This is a genomic window from Oscillatoria sp. CS-180, assembly GCF_028330965.1.
Classification (GTDB): Bacteria; Cyanobacteriota; Cyanobacteriia; order Phormidesmidales; family Phormidesmidaceae; genus Halomicronema.
The window spans coordinates 96,723-115,332 of record NZ_JAQMUB010000091.1 but is presented as its reverse complement, the minus strand read 5'-3'; the positions used below and the strand labels follow the sequence as shown (position 1 = coordinate 115,332).

Annotated in this window: 18 protein-coding genes; 9 read left to right on the top strand and 9 right to left on the bottom strand. The window is 50.1% G+C overall.

The window, feature by feature from the left end; genetic code table 11:
• Positions 1 to 38: 38 nt before the first annotated feature.
• Both PN498_RS24445 and PN498_RS24440 read right to left on the bottom strand, forming a co-directional pair.
• Positions 39 to 866, bottom strand: a complete 828-nt coding sequence (locus tag PN498_RS24445; RefSeq protein WP_272066055.1) for a SirB1 family protein — start codon at positions 864 to 866, stop codon at positions 39 to 41.
• Positions 863 to 2,422, bottom strand: a complete 1,560-nt coding sequence (locus tag PN498_RS24440) for an NAD(P)/FAD-dependent oxidoreductase (RefSeq protein ID WP_272066054.1) — start codon at positions 2,420 to 2,422, stop codon at positions 863 to 865. The genes PN498_RS24445 and PN498_RS24440 overlap by 4 nt, the downstream gene beginning before the upstream one ends.
• Positions 2,423 to 2,812: 390 nt before the next feature.
• Here PN498_RS24440 and PN498_RS24435 point away from each other — a divergent pair, with 390 nt between their 5' ends.
• A complete protein-coding gene (locus PN498_RS24435; protein WP_272066053.1) occupies positions 2,813 to 3,376 on the top strand; it encodes a peroxiredoxin in 564 nt (187 codons plus the stop codon).
• A gap of 133 nt (positions 3,377 to 3,509) precedes the next feature.
• A complete protein-coding gene (locus tag PN498_RS24430) occupies positions 3,510 to 3,749 on the top strand; it encodes a NifU family protein (protein ID WP_272066083.1) in 240 nt (79 codons plus the stop codon).
• A 106-nt stretch (positions 3,750 to 3,855) separates the two neighbouring features.
• Here PN498_RS24430 and pstB read toward each other — a convergent pair whose 3' ends face one another.
• The 3 genes from pstB to pstC form a co-directional block, all read right to left on the bottom strand.
• Positions 3,856 to 4,680: a phosphate ABC transporter ATP-binding protein PstB gene (gene pstB, locus PN498_RS24425; protein ID WP_272066052.1), complete on the bottom strand. Its 825-nt coding sequence runs from the start codon at positions 4,678 to 4,680 to the stop codon at positions 3,856 to 3,858.
• A gap of 64 nt (positions 4,681 to 4,744) precedes the next feature.
• Positions 4,745 to 5,671: a phosphate ABC transporter permease PstA gene (gene pstA / locus PN498_RS24420; protein ID WP_272066050.1), complete on the bottom strand. Its 927-nt coding sequence runs from the start codon at positions 5,669 to 5,671 to the stop codon at positions 4,745 to 4,747.
• Positions 5,671 to 6,702 (bottom strand): phosphate ABC transporter permease subunit PstC, encoded by a 1,032-nt coding sequence (gene pstC / locus PN498_RS24415; RefSeq protein WP_272066048.1) that lies wholly within the window; start codon positions 6,700 to 6,702, stop codon positions 5,671 to 5,673. Before pstC ends, pstA begins: the two co-directional genes overlap by 1 nt.
• A gap of 308 nt (positions 6,703 to 7,010) precedes the next feature.
• On the opposite strand from pstC, the gene PN498_RS24410 reads away from it, so the two are divergent.
• On the top strand, positions 7,011 to 7,421 hold the full coding sequence (locus tag PN498_RS24410; protein ID WP_272066046.1) for a thiol-disulfide oxidoreductase DCC family protein: 411 nt from the start codon (positions 7,011 to 7,013) through the stop codon (positions 7,419 to 7,421).
• 303 nt (positions 7,422 to 7,724) lie between these two features.
• On the opposite strand, the gene PN498_RS24405 is transcribed toward PN498_RS24410, so the two are convergent.
• Positions 7,725 to 8,012 (bottom strand): Calvin cycle protein CP12, encoded by a 288-nt coding sequence (locus PN498_RS24405; RefSeq protein WP_272066044.1) that lies wholly within the window; start codon positions 8,010 to 8,012, stop codon positions 7,725 to 7,727.
• Positions 8,013 to 8,237: 225 nt separating this feature from the next.
• Here PN498_RS24405 and PN498_RS24400 point away from each other — a divergent pair, with 225 nt between their 5' ends.
• The 5 genes from PN498_RS24400 (at position 8,238) to psaI (ending at position 12,996) form a co-directional block, all read left to right on the top strand.
• Positions 8,238 to 8,522 carry a helix-turn-helix domain-containing protein gene (locus tag PN498_RS24400; RefSeq protein ID WP_272066043.1) on the top strand — a complete coding sequence of 95 codons (285 nt, stop codon included), beginning with the start codon at positions 8,238 to 8,240 and terminating at the stop codon, positions 8,520 to 8,522.
• On the top strand, positions 8,500 to 8,883 hold the full coding sequence (locus tag PN498_RS24395; RefSeq protein ID WP_334312285.1) for a hypothetical protein: 384 nt from the start codon (positions 8,500 to 8,502) through the stop codon (positions 8,881 to 8,883). Before PN498_RS24400 ends, PN498_RS24395 begins: the two co-directional genes overlap by 23 nt.
• Before the next feature lie 226 nt (positions 8,884 to 9,109).
• Positions 9,110 to 10,387, top strand: coding sequence for a histidine--tRNA ligase (hisS, locus tag PN498_RS24390; RefSeq protein WP_272066041.1), 1,278 nt, complete (start codon positions 9,110 to 9,112; stop codon positions 10,385 to 10,387).
• A gap of 155 nt (positions 10,388 to 10,542) precedes the next feature.
• Positions 10,543 to 12,678, top strand: a complete 2,136-nt coding sequence (locus tag PN498_RS24385) for a hypothetical protein (RefSeq protein WP_272066040.1) — start codon at positions 10,543 to 10,545, stop codon at positions 12,676 to 12,678.
• 204 nt (positions 12,679 to 12,882) lie between these two features.
• Positions 12,883 to 12,996: a photosystem I reaction center subunit VIII gene (gene psaI, locus PN498_RS24380; protein WP_272066039.1), complete on the top strand. Its 114-nt coding sequence runs from the start codon at positions 12,883 to 12,885 to the stop codon at positions 12,994 to 12,996.
• 280 nt (positions 12,997 to 13,276) lie between these two features.
• Here the strand turns inward: psaI and PN498_RS24375 are convergent, their stop codons facing one another.
• Both PN498_RS24375 and ubiG read right to left on the bottom strand, forming a co-directional pair.
• Positions 13,277 to 16,246 carry a S8 family serine peptidase gene (locus PN498_RS24375; RefSeq protein WP_272066038.1) on the bottom strand — a complete coding sequence of 990 codons (2,970 nt, stop codon included), beginning with the start codon at positions 16,244 to 16,246 and terminating at the stop codon, positions 13,277 to 13,279.
• A gap of 190 nt (positions 16,247 to 16,436) precedes the next feature.
• Positions 16,437 to 17,180 (bottom strand): bifunctional 2-polyprenyl-6-hydroxyphenol methylase/3-demethylubiquinol 3-O-methyltransferase UbiG, encoded by a 744-nt coding sequence (gene ubiG / locus PN498_RS24370; RefSeq protein ID WP_272066037.1) that lies wholly within the window; start codon positions 17,178 to 17,180, stop codon positions 16,437 to 16,439.
• A gap of 6 nt (positions 17,181 to 17,186) precedes the next feature.
• On the opposite strand from ubiG, the gene PN498_RS24365 reads away from it, so the two are divergent.
• Positions 17,187 to 17,921, top strand: a complete 735-nt coding sequence (locus PN498_RS24365) for a TIGR04283 family arsenosugar biosynthesis glycosyltransferase (RefSeq protein ID WP_272066036.1) — start codon at positions 17,187 to 17,189, stop codon at positions 17,919 to 17,921.
• Here the strand turns inward: PN498_RS24365 and PN498_RS24360 are convergent.
• Positions 17,903 to 18,601 carry a DUF547 domain-containing protein gene (locus PN498_RS24360; protein ID WP_272066035.1) on the bottom strand — a complete coding sequence of 233 codons (699 nt, stop codon included), beginning with the start codon at positions 18,599 to 18,601 and terminating at the stop codon, positions 17,903 to 17,905. The two genes, PN498_RS24365 and PN498_RS24360, sit on opposite strands and share 19 nt — an antisense overlap.
• Positions 18,602 to 18,610: the final 9 nt, after the last annotated feature.

The window sequence follows — 18,610 nt, the reverse complement described above, 5'->3', positions numbered from 1 at the left end:
CTAAGACTAGCTTAAATGCCTGCTACCAGCGTTGCCGATTACTGAAGAGCCGCATTGATTTGGCTAATGACCTGCTGGATTTCAAAAGAGTCTTGAGCATCAGGATGGTTGATGAGATATGCTTTCAGGTCGTCTCGGGCCTCGGTGAGGTTACCCTCTCGGTAGTTAATCAGTCCGCGATCGCGCCTTTCCACCAGTGAATCGGGAATCAGTAGCAGAATTCGGTCAATCGCGGCTAGGGCGCGGCCAATGTCCTGCTGCTGTAAATAGATCACCTTCAAGTTGGTCAGCATTCGGGCCAAAAAACGCTTCGAGCTAATAGGTTCCAGATGTTGAGGCAGCATCCGTGCGCTCTTGCCGTACATCTGACGAATGCGATTTCGACAGTCGTCCTCAAATAGGATTTCGCCTTTGTGGAAAGCGTCTACAAAAATGGCCATCTCTTCCACAGTTGGTCGCACTAGGAAATGTCCTGGCATGCCCACTCCGGCCATGGGGAAGTCAATCCGCTGGGCTAATTCCAAATAGACGAGGGATAGGGTGATGGGAATTCCCGTTCGGCGGTCGAGGACCTGATTCAGAAAGCTGTTGCGGGGATCGTAGTAGGCCTGATTGTTGCCGACAAAACCTTGCGACTCGAACAGGTATTCGTTAATGGCGCGAATAATTTTGAGGGGATAGGCCTCCTGCGGCAGGCGCTCTCGCAAAGCTGTCGCCATGTCATCTAACCGATGTAGATAAGCACCGCAATCTAACTCTGGGTATTCTTCCTGAGCAATGTAGAGGGCGGCGGTAGCCAGATTGATGGCTTCGTCTGGTTTTTGGACGGCTTCAATAAAGCGATCGCGGGCTAGGGGTTGGCTCATGATGCTCCTTCATAGTCGCTACCCGTGCCATATTGCAAGGCATCTAACCATCGATAGTATCGGTACTGCTGCTTTTCGGGAAGCTGCTTGGCTAAAGGACGGAGCGATTGAGCCAGAGGATACAGTGCAGAATAGGCCGCTAAAGCGCTGTAGTGAGGCAGCCATCGGGCGATCGCACCAACTCCCACCTGAGGCACTATCTGGGCAACTAAAGCGGGGTGGTTCACTGATGTACTGAGCAAAGTTTTAGTCAGGGCCGGAAACTGCACCACATCCTGTAGGAATGGCTTTAAGGTGGCCTCTCCCAAACTCGCCATATCGCCAAAAATGGTTCCCAGAATGCGGTTGATCTGGTCAGGTGCGAGCGTCTGATCCATACCCACACGCATTGATTCTTGAAAGAGCCATGTGACCGATAGGTTGGGTTGATAGGGCTGTAGTAAGCTCAAATCCCGAGCGTTCAGACAGTCCTGGCGCAGTGCCTCATCAATGCCCTGGGTTAGTCGTGCCAAATGGCGAATCATGGCCCCGAATCCGCCAAAGCTTAAAGGCGACTGACTGCCACTGCTATCCCCAACGGGCAGCACTCTCCCCCAGGGATATTGCAAAGGACTCTCGCGATAGCAGGGGAAAAACCCAAACAGCGCTCGTTTGATATCCAAATGATCTAAATCAACTTGCTGATAGTCCGGCAATAACGTCCAGTAGTCATCAAACAAGTCTTCTAGTCCAATTCGGTCTGGGTGAATATCGAGATAGGTAAATAGATAGGTTGTGCGTCCATCGCGGGCTGGAAACGCTTCCCAAAAATACTGACACTGCCTTTGCACCGGGGTGAAGGACAGGATGAGATCGCCCGTGTCGTTGGCGGTATAACCCTCAGCACAGGTGCCAACGACCAAGCAAACGCCGTCCGGCGTGCTGCCCTGACGCGCCTGCTGTACCAGGGGCGAAAAATGGCCCATCGCATCAATCAGCAAACGAGTCCTGAAGGTTTCCTGATCAGTCTGCACTTCAACGCCGTCGGTGTGAACCGTTGCGCCTTTGAAGGCTGTTTGCTCTGCCAAGGTGCCGCCTGCTGCCAAGAATGTCTGCTTCAGGGTTTCCAGCAGATAAACGGGATCGACGCCGATATTGAGGACATTGCGGACCCAAACCGGATCGCTGTCTCCAAACTGAATGCGGGCAGGATTGTATTCAGTAGCGATCGCCGTCTTCAACTCTGCTTCAGTTAATAGCCCCAGTTTCACGAGTTCATTCAGTTCATGGCGGGAAATATTCCATTCCTGATCGCGACCTCGCAGCACACCTCTTTCTAGAACGACAACCCGCCAACCTCGTTGCGCCAGGGTTGCCCCAATCATAATGCCAAGCGTGCCACCACAAACGACCGCATCCCAATCGATAGTTGCCAATTGAGATGTCTGGGTAGTGACAATCTGAGGCACGGTGAGATTGCCCATGCGGTATTGCTTCCAGCGATCGTCAACGGCCCTCAATCCCTTGAGTGTTTGGGGCAAGTGAGAGAGCCAATGGGCTGTATTTCGAGAATCCACCGAGACCATAAGCAAAGACGTCCGTATGAGTTCAGCAGTTTATCTGAGGTCTGTTTCTACGAATAGGAACATTTTGGAGGAATATCGCTTCGGGCCATCGCAGTTGCGAGTCTACTTCACGTAAAAGCAATGTCAGAGACACCTCGTCGGAATTCCCTGCAAACGAATCCTTTTTGGAGTTATCGAGATCCTCATTCAGGCCGTTGGATCACCGTTATGACCTCGGCTCAATGGCAGCAAGTACCCGGTCAAGCATTTGCGCCAAAAGTTAGAAAATCCCCTTTCTCCAAACGGCGTGACTCTGATTCACCGCCAATGTCAGCTTCCTAACCTGCAAAGACCTAAGAAAGATCCTAAACTTTTGTTACGTGTTTATGGATCTTTGCAAGCATGAAACTGTTTCGCCGTAGCTGGCTAGTTCGACTGTGCGCCTGGGCGTTAATCCTTTTGTCTTGGGGCTTTGTGGCTCCAGAGGCGGCTGCGTTGGGTGGTCCCCAACCGCCGATTGGTGAGGCCGCTCCCACCTTTACCCTACCGACAAACTCTGGTGATGGAGATATTTCATTAGAGGACTATCGGGGCCGTTGGGTTGTTTTGTACTTCTATCCCAAGGATGGCACCTCTGGCTGCACCATTGAGGCACGTCGGTTTCAGGAAAGCCTGCCCGAGTATCAAAAGCTCAATGCCGTGATTCTTGGGGTCAGTGTGGACGATGTTGATTCTCACGAAAGCTTTTGTGCAGCAGAAGGCATTGAATTTCCTTTATTGTCAGACACTGATGGTAGTGTCAGCAAGGCCTATGGTTCGTGGCTGTCAGGCTATTCGTTGCGGCATACCTATTTGATTGATCCCAATGGTGTTCTGCAGGAGCGATTTTTGGGGGTACGTCCCGCTATCCATAGTCGAGAGGTATTGGAGTCGCTGGAATCGTTTTTAATGCCCGCTTCAACATAGCGGTTTGAAGCTATAGGAAGCATTGGTTTTGCAGCATTTACTTTGAATTTTTAGGCCTGATCAGCGATCGCACCCTTTCACATCTCTTCGTAGAATGGAGAGTATACGCCAACAATTAAGGATGGATATCAAGATGCAAACGCTGGCACTCACTTCAGACAATGTTGAAACCGTTTTAGACGAACTGCGACCCTATCTCATGGCAGACGGTGGCAATGTTGAACTGGTTGAAATTGACGGTCCTGTAGTTCGTCTGCGCCTCCAGGGAGCCTGCGGTTCTTGCCCCAGCTCGACGATGACATTGCGGATGGGGATCGAGCGACGCCTACGCGAGTTTATTCCTGAGATTGCTGAGGTTGAGCAGGTCGCTTAGGCTTTCAAACCTATATTTTTTAGGCTGATCATTCAGGATCAAAAAAGAGGTCTGGTTCGTCGAACCAGACCTCTTTTGAATGGGTAATTGAATTTTACATGTAGCCTTATCCGAAGCGACCCGAGACATAGTCGCGGGTGTACTCTTCGCGAGGATTGCTGAAGATAACTTCGGTGTTGTCGTACTCCACTAGGTACCCTACCTTGCCACCAGCGTCAGTCGCTTCAGCGTTATAGAACGCAGTGCGATCAGAGACTCGGGACGCCTGCTGCATGTTGTGGGTCACAATGATGATAGTGAATCGCTCTTTGAGCTGCGCCATGAGTTCCTCAATTTTGAGGGTTGAGATGGGGTCGAGAGCAGCACAAGGCTCGTCCATCAGAATCACTTCTGGCTCAATCGCGATCGCTCGGGCAATACACAGACGCTGCTGCTGACCACCCGAAAGCGCCAGTCCACTTTCCTTGAGCTTGTCCTTGACCTCGTCCCAAATGGCAGCACTCCGGAGAGACCGCTCTACCAATTCGTCCATGTCGCCCTTGTAGCCGTTGATGCGAGCGCCCCAGGCAATGTTTTCGTAGATCGATTTTGGAAAAGGGTTGGGCTTCTGAAACACCATGCCGATGCGGCGGCGAAGCTCAACCGGATCGAACTTTTTGGCGGCTTCTCCCTGAGGATAAATATCCATTCCCTCGAATAGGATTCTGCCTTCAACCCGAGCACTAGCAATCAGGTCATTCATCCGGTTGAAGCAGCGTAAAACAGTACTTTTGCCGCAGCCAGAGGGACCAATGAAAGCTGCAATCTCGTTTCTGGGAATGTCTAAGTAGACATCGCGAACAGCCAGATTAGACCCGTAGTAAACATTGAGCTTCTCGACTGAGATTGCAGCATTGGTAACAGCAGAAGCGGGAGAAGTGTCTTGCAACATGGTTAGAGCGCAAACAACAGCACGAGATTACAATACCTTTGTAATGAAAAGGTTAAGAGGGACATTAGCGAAGCTTCTGAAACCGATTTCGCAGGAGAACTGCAATAGAGTTCATCAGCAGCAGAACTACTAGCAGCACAATGATGCCAGAGGCCGCAATATCGTGAAATTCTCTCTGGGGGCGGCTGATCCAGTTGTAAACCTGAATGGGTAGAACGGTGAAGGCATCTAATGGGCCTTCTGGTAAAAAAGGAATGAAGGTTAGAGCACCGATGGTAATCAATGGAGCTGTTTCGCCAATGGCTCGTGACAGCGCCAGAATCACACCCGTCAAAACACCCGGAAACGCTGTCGGCAAGGTGTGACTCCAGATCACCTGCCAGCGATTACCTCCCAAAGCATAGCCTGCGTGACGGATGCTGTCAGGCACTGCCCGCAATGCTTCTCGCGTAGCCACAATGATGATAGGCAGAATCAGCAGCGTCAGGGTTAACGCCCCCGTCAAAATACTGCGTCCTCCAGTCCAGTCGCCTAAAACCAGCACAAACGCCGTCAAGCCAAGCAGGCCATAAATGATAGAGGGAACGCCCGCTAGATTGCTGATGTTAATCTCGATGAACCGGGCAAACCAGGTATCGTCTGAAAACTCTTCTAGATAAAGACCTGACCCTACTCCAATTGGAAAGGAAAAGAGCGCGACCAGAAACATTACCCAGCCTGTCCCGGCGATCGCCGCTAAAATGCCCGCTTCCTCAGGTTTCCGAGAGGCAAAGCTGGTTAAAAATTGCCAGTCCAAGCTGCCTAACCCGCTAATGATGATGTCTAGAATTAGCCAGGCAAGGACCGCGATCGCAATCCCTGTGGCAGTGATGGTGGCAGCTTTGAAATAGTTATCAAGACGATAGCGCCTTTTCAAATTGGGTTGAAACGAGTTGGGGGTCGCAGGCTTTTTATCGACTACCTTAGCTTCCGTGATCCCTTCAGATGTCATCACTCATACCTCTCGCGGAACCGACGAACAAACCAGAAGCTAAAGATATTTAACGTCAACGTCAGCAGAAACAGCGTCATACCAACTGCAAAGATAGTCTTGTAGGGAAGTGTGCCCACTGCTGTGTCGCCCAAGCTGACCTGCACAATATAGGCCGTCATAGTCATCACCGGGACGAAAGGATTGAAACCTAAATTTGGATTCTGTCCGGCTGCCAAGGTCACAATCATGGTTTCGCCAACTGCCCTAGAAATCGCCAAAATGATGGAAGCAACAATGCCCGACAGCGCCGCTGGAATGACTACCGCAGTGATGGTCTCGCGTTTAGTTGCGCCCATCGCATAAGCTCCGTCTCGTAATCCTTGAGGAACAGAGTAGATGGCATCTTCACTTAGGGAAGCTACGAGTGGCGTGATGCTGATGCCCAAAACAAGTCCCGCACTTAAAGCGTTGAATCCTTCTAAGTAGGGAAACGGTATCTCCAGAAAATAGTCTGGTTCGTAGTAGTTAGTGAAGGGTAGAAAGTTGAGCCAGGCGGGAATTTCGACAGGCGTTCTAATAAAATCAAAAACCTTCTGTAGAAAGGGGGTGACTGTCAACAGCGCAAAGTAGCCAAAGACGACCGACGGAATCCCCGCCAGAATCTCCAACAGAGGTTTCAAGACATTGCGGACCGTGGAAGAGGCATATTCGCTCAGGAAGATGGCTGACAGAAGACCCAAGGGTACTGCAACTGTGATGGCGATCGTTGACGTTAGCAGCGTTGCACTCATCAGCACGAAAATCCCAAATTGTTTGCTCGCAAACAAGGGCGTCCATCGAGTGTCGGTCAGAAAGTTCCACAATGGGACTTCCTGAAAAAATTCAAAGGTTTCAAAAATGAGCGTGCCGATGATTCCAGCGGTGGTTGCAATCGAAATAACGGCAAATAGTCCACAAATTCCCCGAATAATCTTCTCCAGGGTTTTCGATTGTTGATAGTTAGCTTGCCAAAGGCTGGGGCTACGGCTTGAGGGCATGTCGGCAGACATTAGCAGACTGTCTTAGAAGGATATAGAGGATGTTAGAGGTGGTCTTCAGATCTTTGGGAAGATTGAGACACCTCTCAACCCTGCTCTGTGTTTCCAAAAAAAGAAGCTACCTCGGTGCATCCTACAGATGTGCCGTAAAGGTCTGGTTAAGAGAGGATTGATACTTTTTACGAAAGCCATGCAAGACAACGTTCAGGCGTAGCGACGGCATGGAAGTTGACTCTTTTCGGGTTTCTATGAAGGCATGCAACCGCGATATCTTTTAAGCTAGGAGGAGTTGTAATCGTCTCTATCTCCTCTTACATCCCATGTATACCGTTATTTACGATGGCACCTGCAACTTATGTGTTACGCTCGTTCGCTTTCTAGAGCAATTGGACCAAGGCAAGACCTTTCAGTACGTTCCGATGCAGGATGAAGATACTCTACAACGGTGGCAAATTACGCCTGAAGATTGTGAACAGGGTATGATCCTGATCGAACAAGCTAATCCGCAACGGCGCTGGCAGGGGAGTGATGCTGCTGAGGAGATTGGCCGGATTTTACCTATGGGTAATCTTTTTGTGCAAGCCTATCGATCGCTTCCCGGCGCAAAATCAACTGGGGATGGCTTTTATGCCTTCATTCGCGATAATCGCTACAAAATCTTCGGTGGCCGTGACAGTTTGTATGAGCCTGAGTATCCGGTTTGTGAGAGCGATCGCTGCGCAAAAATATAGATAGAGGAGGAATGAATTCATCCTTCCGTCTTTACCTGAATGCTTGAGCTAGGATGCATTGTCTGTTAGGACCAGAAGCCTAGTGGTACAAGCATTGCTGTGCCTGTCCTCAATTATCAGCCAGGGACTAAAGCCTGTTCTAATTTTTGATCGCTAAATTTTCATCGCTAAATAAGGATGACCTCTGATCGATGGACCCGTTGACACAAAAAAGCGGGAATCGTGCTTCCCGCTTATGCGCTGTGCTGTCCTATGTGGGTTAACCATGCTTTGTTCGGAACAAAGATTATTGAAGGATAGTGATTAGTCTTCGTAGATGCGGCACTCTGGAGCTTCTGGATTTTCCATGCAGTAACGAGTAAAGGCTGATCGAACGGCTGCCCGCTGACGGCTTTGAGCTGATCTCAGTTCATCAACAGTTTCCCAAGCGATCGCAACTTGAACGTTATTAGTTCCATTCATGATGGTCAAGCGACGTGCATGCTCAAGGGCAGCCTGCAACTGATTTTCCAGTGGAGATTTTGTCGAAGTTTTTACAGGGGCAGTCATTTGACAAGTGGCAGGATTAGTAGCAACAGTTGTGTGAATCATTGACTTTGTCTCTAGGTGCTTTCGTTCTCAACTGATTACAGTCTATTCATAACAGAACTGAATAGCAAGGCTTGCTTGATATAAGATTTTTCTATCACTAATGAGGTTTACTTAACCCTTTGGTGCACTCTCTCTTCGAAGTAAATTCACTTTCGCTTAAACAAGCAGGAATTAAGCAGTACACTGATAGGCATATATACACAAAACTTTTTCTTTATAGCCATCATGGGCAGCGAGTCTTCTAATACCCAGCTTCACGGCACCTTGTCAGAGCGGGAACTGCAAATTATTGAGCTAGTTGCTGCTGGCTTGACCAATCAGGAAATTTCTAATGAATTAGAGATTAGTAAGCGAACTGTTGATAATCACATCAGCAATATTCTGACTAAAACTGCGACGGGAAATCGCGTTGCGCTGGTGAGGTGGGCGCTGAAATGGGGCAAAGTCTGTATTAATGACGTTAATTGCTGCCCCTTGCCGACGACTGATGAAAACGGCATTGCATCCTGAAATTATGGCCGATTCCCAAGACTCAACCCGTAAAGCTGGCTCGTCTCAAGTTCCTGCTGATGATTTGCAAAATAAGGCTGAACAATTGTCCCAAGCTCAGCAGGTGGAGTATCGCTTTCATAGTCCTCAATTACCGCTAGCGGTTTATCAGGAGGTAGCAGCCCATCTCCGCCAGATCAACGGAGTGAATACAGGTCTTCTGCCACAAACATCTAAGGAATTTGATTATCTCCAAAGTCAGGTAGGGGGGGTATGGATTCGCTACAGTGCTGCTGCTGCTGATATCTGTCAACCTCAAATTGAAGCGATATTGACTTATTATGGCGATCGCTACGGTCAGTGGGAAACGCTGAGTCGATAAAAAGCTGGGGCTTACGCAGGCTAGCGCCATTAGGGTGAGCAGCGCTCATCTCGCACTGGCTCTAACCGTTGAATAGCCTGTTTGTATCAGATTTGAAGGTGAAGAGACAGTAGAAAGCAAGCGTTTAGGAAAAATGCTTGAGGGAAGGAATTTGTACAGTTTGGTGTAACTCGCCTTCTCGTGAGAGGATTTATGCTTTTGTCGCTTGATGAGGAATAAAGACAGCATGACGATGATCCAGGCACTCCGGGGAACGCGCGACATTTTGCCCGATGAGACGCCGCTTTGGCAGTGGGTTGAATCAACAGCACGTAACCTCTTATTTCGAGCTGCCTATCGCGAAATCCGCCCGCCTCTATTTGAACAAACCAGTCTCTTTGAACGGGGAATCGGAGAGGCGACAGACGTGGTGGGAAAGGAAATGTATACCTTTGAGGACCGGGGTGGCCGCTCTGTCACGCTGCGTCCTGAAATCACGGCTGGACTAGTTCGGGCTGTCAATGAAAACAAGCTGACTGCTCAGGGCAGTGTTTTGCGGCTGTGGCATGTGGGTCCAGCGTTTCGTTATGAGCGTCCGCAGGCGGGACGACAGCGTCAGTTTCACCAGCTTGATGTGGAACTGCTGGGCAGTAATGACCCCAGGGCAGACGCTGAAGTAATCGCGATCGCCACCAATCTGCTGCAAACGCTGGGGCTAACTTCTCTCACCATGGATTTGAACTCTGTGGGGAATGGCAAAGATCGCCAACGCTATCGAGACGCCTTAGTGGCTTTCTTCACACCTCACAAGGCTGATTTGGATGCCGATTCCCAAACTCGCCTGGACAAAAATCCACTGCGGATTTTAGACAGTAAGGACGAGAAAACTCAGGCGATCGCGAAGGAGGCTCCAAGCCTGTTGGATTATCTGAGCGATGACTCTCAGCGTCACTTTGACAAGGTGCAGCAGTATCTCACTGACTTGGGCATTGGCTATCAGGTCAACCCCCGTTTAGTCAGAGGCCTAGATTACTACACCCACACTGCTTTTGAAATTCAATCGGCTGATTTGGGTGCACAAGCAACCGTCTGTGGCGGTGGTCGGTACGACGGGCTGATTGCCCAATTGGGTGGACCTGAGACGCCTGCGATCGGCTGGGCTATTGGACTGGAGCGGTTGACCTTGCTGCTGAAACAGCTAGCGACTAATCCCACTACACCAATGGATGTCTATGTCGTGTCGCGAGGTGAGGCGGCTGAGGGTGATGCCCTAAAGATGGCCCAAGCGCTTAGAAAAGCAGGATTGGCTGTCGAAATGGACCTTAGCGGCTCAGCCTTTGGCAAACAGTTTAAGCGGGCTGATCGCAGCGGTGCTGCACTATGCCTGATTTTGGGCGATTCCGAGGCAGCACAGAAAACGGTTCAACTCAAGTGGTTGAATACGGGAGAACAGACAGAGCTAGGACAGGATGCTTTGCTTGACAGCATCGATGAGTTACGGCAGAACATTCAGGCCGCAAGGTAGAGATGAGGATGCTGAAAGGGTTGAAGAGGTCGTCCTTGTCGTTGATGATGGACAAAACGGACATCAAAAAAGGAAACATTTGCGGGAACTGAGGTAACTCGCTAGGATGACCGCTATACTGCTGGAACCTTGGACTGACTGGGGTCGCGATCGCAATGGCGTACTGGGAGTTTTTGTTACAAAAAGAGGGCGATCATGACTGGCTGCCGCTGGAAACCGCCCACGTTGAAATATCAGAAGGACGATATCGCATCATCGCCCACACCAGCTATTGCGAGATTCCGGTGAATATTCGTCTGAGTCGGCTCCTGGCTGACCAAATTCCGCCGAAGCGAAAAACCCTGCGGCGCACCGGACAAACCAACTCCAATGGTTTGATGGTGGTCATTCCTTTTACTCATTTGACACCTGGAAGCTGGACCGTTACTTGCCGTTCAGCCCTAGTTGCCGATGCCAATGTGGCTAATCAGGAGACCTGGGAATATGGTGTGCAGCTTCAGGTGCTGGCGATAGAGTCGGGTGTTGAGTATTGGGATACGGAATCGGACGAGGCTGCGATCGCTGAACAGTTTTCTGTAAATGTGGCAACTGCGGAGGTCCTTGCTCCTGACGACCCGTCAACCGATGTTTCTCGATTTACTCAAGACCGGATTGCGTCTTCAGAAGCGGCGTTTTCGAGACAGTCTTCACCTGAAGTTGCGCCTGAAGTTGCCTTTGTTGAGCAGTTTGATATTGAGGACCTACCCCTACGCTTGCAGCTGAAGCATCAGGCTTTGGTGGCTCAGTCTCAAACGCCCATCATCCTGCAAGGCCAAGTTACAAGCTTTTCCCAAGTGGAGGGGTTGTCTCATGAGGGGACGCTGTGGGTACAGCTGCGTAATCCTGAGAACGGCACGCTGATCCGCGAAAAAGCGAGTGCTGTTTCAATTGCTGCCCTACCTTGTCGGTTTGAAGTATCCATCACCTTGCCGCAGGCGATCGCAACTCGTCTGCTGGTAGGTGAGTTGGGCTTATGGACAGCGACCGAACCGCCTCAACTGTTGGCTATTCAAGGATTTACGATTACCTTGAATTTGGATGCGCTGCTGGAAGCGGTCGCCAACCAGGCTGAGCGATTGTCTACCGCAACTTTTGAAGACCTAGCTGTTGACAGTTCCCCATCAGCACCTACCGACTCAGACGACACCGTTCAGGGCGACGAAAACGTGACTGAGGATAGTAACCCTCAAGTCTTGTCCTCGCTGTCCCCTCGTCAGATTCCGTTTCGGCAAATTTATTTGCCATCCACTGGTTTAACGCTTCCTCCTGTTATCTATCGACCGCTAGACAAGAGGGCAATCGGAGCACCCAGTTTGCCACCATTGGCTAACCAACCGACTCGTGAGCGCCCAAACCCTCAAGAGCCATCGCCTGCGTCTCCCCTAAAACCGCTATCTTTGCCGCCCATTGGTCGATCACTCGAACCGCCTAGTTTAGTCGAGGACGTTGAGCCATCAGCCCCACCCACTCCCGACTTAGAATTGCCTAGCCTTGAGCCATCGCCCCAATCTCAGGCTGCTTCTGAATCGGTCTCCTCTACGACGGTTGATTCTTCTCCAGCAGCCAACGAGGCAACTCCCGTCTTTCAGCCTGATTTTCAGGGACGCTTTTGGCATCGCTTGAGCGCACTAGCGGAAGAGGCTCAGAAGGCAGCCGCAGAGCGTAAAACTCAGCTTGAATCAGCGGGTGTTGTCGATGATCTGGAAGCAGCAACAGTTCCATCTCTTGAACGTCCAACAACGGATCTTCAAGAGGATGGGGGCGATCGCAATTATGAGGTCGTGATTTACGAGACCGATGCAGCCCAAGTAAGCCTTGATGCAGCTGAAAAACCCCCAGAAACAGCCTCGGTTGAAGTTCTGCCACCGACAGAACATGATATTGATGAAGAGATTCCAGTTCCTGTGCCGGAACTCTTGCTGCCTAAAGGTGAGCTAATTGCAGGCGATTCCTTGCCAATTACGATTAAGCTACCGACCTATCCACGGCGGTTGGCGGTCAAAGTCTGGGTTACGGATATTCAAAGTCGGACGCTGGCGGATCGTCCCCGCTGGCTAATGAACTGGACTCCCACCAACAGCGGAGAACAGACGGCTTTCTTGCAGCTACAGGTCCCGCTGGGCAGTATGGAAGCTCAGTTTGAGGCAATCTCGATTGACTTGGCAACGCAGCGCGAGAGCTACAAAACCACCATTACACGCTCTATTCTGCCGGCCAACCTACCGGACACCAGCCCTGAGGATATCCTTTGAAGGCAGGTGAGACACTAGTCTCCGCTGGGGATAACGTCAGCTACTCGCTAAGGCTACTTGCAGAAACGTTAAGAAATGCAGTCATGATCGCTAAGAAACGCAGCATTTCTCACCATTTCGCAGTAGGCTGGACGATAAAGTTTGTCAGTGCCGAATTGAGTACTGGTCGGCTTTTCGCAATGTTTTGAGAGATAGGACATTAATATGGCAGCTTCTTTTCTTCCTTCAATCTTGGTGCCTTTAGTCGGTATTGTTTTTCCTGCCGCTGCAATGGCATTCCTGTTCCTTTACATTGAGCGTGACGAGATTCCTACCTAAGCAGGTCATTACGGTTTATCAATCTCGCCTTTAATTCACTAGGCAATGCCTTCTCTGATTGTTTAATTAGAGAAGGTTTTTTGGTGCTTATAGCCCTGTGCAGTTCGGTTAAGTCCATCTCAGGGGCTTAAGAGAGTAGGGAATGAGGAACAGGGAATGAGGTGTGCTTGATTCAAATGCATGCCGCTATAAGCACATATTCAGTCCAACTGATGAGGATTCTAATCAGCAATTGAAGGGGGAGCCAGGAGCAGCAGGCTCAATCCTTCAGCTTTTCTCCTCATGCCATTCTCCCAAATTTGATGAAGTGCTCAAAGCCACTGTTTACTGTCTCGTTTGCGATCGCCGTCATGGCAGCGGGACTGCTCTGTAAATAAATGCTTTCGTTGAACAGAAGACTAGGATCACGGCCTTCCTGCTGACCAAAGCGCACATAGTGTTCAAAACCGTCTGTGAATGTTCCATTGGCGATCGCCGTTGCCACATCAGGATTGTCCTGTAGATAAAAAGCCTCGTTGTACAGAGATAGCATGGGCAAACGATTCTCGTGCATGCCAAAGCGGATGTAATGGGCAAAAGCGCTTTCGACACTATTGTTCTCAAGGGCCTCTACGACATCAGGGTTGTCGAGTAGGTAATCTGCCTGTCTAAAGAGACTACTGGGGTTGCGATCTTCTCGATGGCCAAAGGAGAGAAAATGCTCTAGGCCGCTGCTTAGGAGGCCATCGGATAATGCTTGAGCAACATCAGGATTCTCAGATAAATAAACATCGTTATCGTATAGAACACTGGGATTGCGACCCTCAGACAAACCGAATTGGACAAAATGATCGAAGCCTGAACTAAACGTAGCGGTCTCCAGTGCTTCGACCACATCGGGATTATCCGCCAGGTAAAACGATTCATCGAAGATTAGAGAGATGGCAATGCCGTCACCCTGCGCTTGAGGCGACGACAAAACCTCACCCGTTTTCAATCCATTGAATCGCGATAGCTGAGCGAAGTTGAAGAATCCCTCTGCTTTAGAGGCACCTACGATCCAAGGCAACCCCAAATTGGTAGTGTCTTGAACAATTCCAAGAAGATCGCCCCGGTAATAAACTAAAGTATCTGGTGCAGCGTCACCTAACCAATCTTCAGCCGCCAAGACGTATCCGGTGATCTCTTGAGAGAACTCTAGGGAGTCGCCTTCGCTGAGGGAAAAGTCGGTGATCAGCGTATAGCCATCGTCAGTAGAGTAGGCTTCGAAGATATCTCCTAGGACAAAGGTATCGGCCCCTTTACCACCAATGAGGACCGTGTATTCGGGCAAATTACTACCCATTGGACGTGCCTCTACTCCAATGAGGATGTCGTCTCCTTCTCCTCCCCACAATTCATCGCTACCGCTACCGCCGTCTAGGCGATCGCGGCCTTCTCCACCGCTAAGCACATCGTTGCCACCATTCCCTTCCAGATCGTCGTCTCCACGCATGCCTGCAAGGTCATTGTCTGAGCTGTCTCCCACCAGATAATCGTTGCCGTCCCCCGTAACAACTTTTTCAACGCCAGAAAGCGTCGTCTCCACGCCATCAATCCTTCCAGTACCAGCTAACAGATTGATGAGCGTATCCGAATCCATAGCCGCTGCATTCAGAGTGTCTAGGCCCGCAGTCCCAGTGATGATTGGCAAATGTCCAAACTGCCCAGCATAGTCAGAGTATTCCTCTGTAAAAATGAAGGTTTGGTCAGAGGATGCTGGTCCTCCGTAGAACGTAATCTTGATGTCATCAACAACGATGGATGAGGTGATAACGTCGTCTTTGTCTGAGAGTCGAAGCTGCCAAGTACCACTGACATCTTCTCCCCGGAAAGCATTGGAAAAGAACTTCCAGCGATTGGCGCCAAACCCATCAAGGGCATATTCTTCTAAATCATTTCCATGGTTGTCGATCAAAAGACTTGATGTCCCTGCTGGTGAAACCAGTTGAATTTCAAGATCCTTAAAGTCGTCCCATTGGTCAAAGCTGATATCGACCTCGACATGCTCAACGTTCAGGTCGTGGTCAACGAACCGGGAAAATGAAGTCCCGCCCGACCCCTCATCACCCAGAGAAATATCTGTGACAGCATCGAGCCAATCTTCTGAGACTGCGATCTCATTAGCACTCGTTTTAGGAGCGGTCTTCCACGTTTCAGCCAATCGGACGGCGGTTTTGGCATCTACTAGACCGAAACCATAATCGTTTGAGAAATGCAGCCCACCCCCATTCCAGTTCGTCGCACCGTTGAAGATCCACGGATAGTCTTCGGCGTAGCGGATACCATTACCGACTTCAGTGCCGACATGGCGAGCAGAATAAGCCAAGATGTCATAGACGTCCCGCCAACCCAGATTGGGATTCACTTCCAGCATCAGTGCAGCAACGCCTGTCACCATAGGGGCAGCTGCCGATGTTCCATAGAAGTTGAAGGTATAGTCGCTTGAGGTGTTGTACCCATAGAGTCCAGTTCGATCTGTTGTAACCACTTCACCCCAGGTCGGGGAACCAAAAGCCGCTACCAAGATCGCTGCCCCTGGATTGCTATAGGACGAAACGAATCCGTCTTGGTCAACAGCGGCGACTACGATCGTGTGCTTATTGGCATTCCAAGAGGAGTCATTGACGTCGCGGTTATCGGAGCGCTGGTTTCCTGCGGACTTTACCAAAATCGTGCCAAGTCCGTTTCTTCCCGATGAGGCAGCAGCATTAATCGTTTCATTCAATCCAGTGATAACTGAATTGTTGGCTCCGTAAAAGCGATCAATGCTGTAGATGCTCATATTGACAACGTCGGCTTCGCGGTTGAGTCCGTCGGCCTGTTGCAATCCCGCTGCATTGGCGATCGCGCTAGTGACATTCTGATGAAACTGAGATCCCGAGTAGCTGATTCTGAATCCGATGAGTGTTGAGCCGTAGGCCACTCCCACACCACCAATGCTGTTGGCACCGGCGCTAACGATGCCTGCAACTGAAGTCCCGTGCACCTCGCTAGTAAAACCAATCGGATCGGGATCACTACTCTGAAAATCCCAGTCCTTGGCAGATGAATAATTAGTGATAAGGTCTGGGTGAGTCCATTCAATAGCATCATCGACTACCGCAACGGTAACTCCTGCTCCGGTGTAGTCCTGCCAAACCTCCGTAACGTTGAGATCTAGCAAGGAAGTGTGTGCATTCTGAAGATGCCATTGGCTGTTGAAGAATGGATCGGTGGGCAGATCTGCCATATGTCGTCCTCTAATCCTGCTGTGTCGTACGGCTCAACCACACCTGTAGATCTCATGCTTCTGGTCTAACCCACAGAGCATTTTTTGTTCCTTCAGCACTGCCAAATTGAGATTGTTTGCTGGAAATATCTGTGGGCGATGTCTATCTAACCCTCCAGTGAAATCGTGCTGAGATTCACGAACTTTATTGTCATGGCTTTTGGTCTTTTTGAGCCGTGCCGATGTAAATCACCGTCGTATCTTCATCAAAGCGCACTCGAAAGTCGCCTGTTTGCCAATAGTGGAGCAATGTTGTGAGTTGGGCGATCGCATGGCGACCCAGCAAGTCAAATCCATGAATTTTCACATCTAAAAAATCATTTTTCTCTAGCAGCCCTTTCAGTTCTTCAGGCGGTAGAAATTTGTGCCAGTCATGGAGACCACGAGGAATCTTTCGTAATAGATCCTCCAGCAGCCAAATCATCAGCCATCGTGACTGCCAGGTGCGGTTGATGGTGTCAAAACAGAACAGTCCACCGGGTTTGAGAACTCGTCCAATTTCAGCAATGGTCGCGGCGGGATTTTGGACATGCTCCAGCACATCGACACAAATTACTACGTCAAACTGATTAGCTGCAAAGGGCATCTCCTCAGCCATCCCAGCATAGTAGGCGATCTCAAAACCCATTACCTGGGCATGAATTTTCGCAGCTTCAATGCAGGCTGCCGATTGATCAATCCCCGTCACAATGGCTCCTTGTCGTGCCAAAAACTCACAGGTGTAGCCGCCGCCACAGCCCACATCGAGCACCTTGAGACCGCTCCAGCTGGAGATATGACGATCAAAGTATTGAAATCGTAGCGGGTTGAGCTTGCTCAACGGAAAGATAGTGGCGTTCTCATTCCACCAGTCCGCTGCCTGCTGGTCGTAAAATGCAAGATTATTGCGCTGCATGAATTTATGGCTCAAGTCTCAATCATTATCCCAGTCCTGAATGAGGCTCGCTGCCTGAAGCGGACTCTGCGCTGCCTGGAGATTCTCGATCCATCTCCACACGAAATCATCGTTGTCGATGGCGGCAGCACCGATGAGACGGTGGCGATCGCGACCCGCAGCAGTGTTCAAGTTGTTACGACGGATCAGCAGGGACGAGCCGTGCAAATGAATCGGGGCGCTGAGCTATCCAGGGGAGATAGTCTCTGTTTTCTCCATGGGGACACCGTCGTTCCCGATGATCTGATCGATATCATTACCAAAACTTTGCAAAATCCTGATATCGCCTGCGGTGGGTTTATCTCAGTCATGGCTGGGTTACAGACAACACGCTGGGGGATCACGTTACACAACAGCATCAAAACTCACTATGCACCGCTGCTGTTTCGCCCTCATCTCTATTTCCTCAAGGGGCTACGAATCCTGTTTGGAGATCAGGCGATGTTTTGCCGTCGCTCAGACTTTTGGGCCTGTGGTGGATTTGATGCGTCTTTACCCATCATGGAGGATGCCGATTTGTGTGAACGTTTGGGGCAACTGGGGCGGATTTACCAAGTCAACCGGACAGTGCAATGTTCTGATCGGCGCGTGGCTCAACTGGGTGCGTTCAAAGCCAATTTGATCTATTTGCTGATAGGTTATGGCTGGGCCATGGGGGTTCCGGCAACTCGACTGAAGCAACTCTATGATGACATTCGTTGATTCAGGCTCCAGCTATAAGGCAAGTAAGCGATCGCAACATCGTTAGGGAGGTCAGTGCCGTCGTAGTAGCCGTTGATGTAGCTGGGAATTGACTTGGCGTGGGCTAGAAAGTCGGTTTTGTACCATTTAAAGATCTTGCTGCACCACAGAGTGTGACTGTCTGCTTCATAGCGAACCTTTTGAGGATTGTTGATAAAGCGATGAGCATCGTCGTCTAGCTGTGCCGCTAGCCTATCTGGACAGTAAGCCTCTGACCGCAATAGGGGACAGCCGGTGGAAGCACAAACTAGAGCAAAGTGGATACGAGGTTCTTGAAACCGCTGACGTAAAATGTCATGTTCGATGTTATTAAGGCTGAGAGTGCGATCGCTAAGAGCGTAGATCTTTCGAGTGAAAAATCTCAAAAAGGCTAACCAGTTAGGAATCCCCAGAAAGTCAGGGCGAATTGAGTCAATCGGATATTTGGCCAAGACCTGGCGAATAGTCAAAGCGTTATAGAGATTGATGAGAAAGGCGATCGCGCTATTTTGCTCCAACGTTGTCAAATCAGTCTGGCGGACAGCCTGCAACCATTGCTCAAGCTCCTGAACGGATTCCTGCTGCCAACGAGCATAGTCCACTTGCCCTTGATCATTGACGTACGCCTGCAACAGATGATCCCATGCTGTAAAGTCAATCATGTCGTGTCT

What these genes read in the sequence shown, in the direction of transcription:
- PN498_RS24445 (WP_272066055.1), bottom strand. Translation starts at nt 866, where the DNA reads ATGAGCCAACCCCTAGCCCGCGATCGCTTTATTGAAGCCGTCCAAAAA.
- PN498_RS24435 (WP_272066053.1), top strand. Translation starts at nt 2,813, where the DNA reads ATGAAACTGTTTCGCCGTAGCTGGCTAGTTCGACTGTGCGCCTGGGCG.
- PN498_RS24430 (WP_272066083.1), top strand. Translation starts at nt 3,510, where the DNA reads ATGCAAACGCTGGCACTCACTTCAGACAATGTTGAAACCGTTTTAGAC.
- pstB (WP_272066052.1), bottom strand. Translation starts at nt 4,680, where the DNA reads ATGTTGCAAGACACTTCTCCCGCTTCTGCTGTTACCAATGCTGCAATC.
- pstA (WP_272066050.1), bottom strand. Translation starts at nt 5,671, where the DNA reads ATGACATCTGAAGGGATCACGGAAGCTAAGGTAGTCGATAAAAAGCCT.
- pstC (WP_272066048.1), bottom strand. Translation starts at nt 6,702, where the DNA reads ATGTCTGCCGACATGCCCTCAAGCCGTAGCCCCAGCCTTTGGCAAGCT.
- PN498_RS24410 (WP_272066046.1), top strand. Translation starts at nt 7,011, where the DNA reads ATGTATACCGTTATTTACGATGGCACCTGCAACTTATGTGTTACGCTC.
- PN498_RS24405 (WP_272066044.1), bottom strand. Translation starts at nt 8,012, where the DNA reads ATGATTCACACAACTGTTGCTACTAATCCTGCCACTTGTCAAATGACT.
- PN498_RS24400 (WP_272066043.1), top strand. Translation starts at nt 8,238, where the DNA reads ATGGGCAGCGAGTCTTCTAATACCCAGCTTCACGGCACCTTGTCAGAG.
- PN498_RS24395 (WP_334312285.1), top strand. Translation starts at nt 8,500, where the DNA reads ATGAAAACGGCATTGCATCCTGAAATTATGGCCGATTCCCAAGACTCA.
- hisS (WP_272066041.1), top strand. Translation starts at nt 9,110, where the DNA reads ATGACGATGATCCAGGCACTCCGGGGAACGCGCGACATTTTGCCCGAT.
- PN498_RS24385 (WP_272066040.1), top strand. Translation starts at nt 10,543, where the DNA reads ATGGCGTACTGGGAGTTTTTGTTACAAAAAGAGGGCGATCATGACTGG.
- psaI (WP_272066039.1), top strand. Translation starts at nt 12,883, where the DNA reads ATGGCAGCTTCTTTTCTTCCTTCAATCTTGGTGCCTTTAGTCGGTATT.
- PN498_RS24375 (WP_272066038.1), bottom strand. Translation starts at nt 16,246, where the DNA reads ATGGCAGATCTGCCCACCGATCCATTCTTCAACAGCCAATGGCATCTT.
- ubiG (WP_272066037.1), bottom strand. Translation starts at nt 17,180, where the DNA reads ATGCAGCGCAATAATCTTGCATTTTACGACCAGCAGGCAGCGGACTGG.
- PN498_RS24365 (WP_272066036.1), top strand. Translation starts at nt 17,187, where the DNA reads ATGGCTCAAGTCTCAATCATTATCCCAGTCCTGAATGAGGCTCGCTGC.
- PN498_RS24360 (WP_272066035.1), bottom strand. Translation starts at nt 18,601, where the DNA reads ATGATTGACTTTACAGCATGGGATCATCTGTTGCAGGCGTACGTCAAT.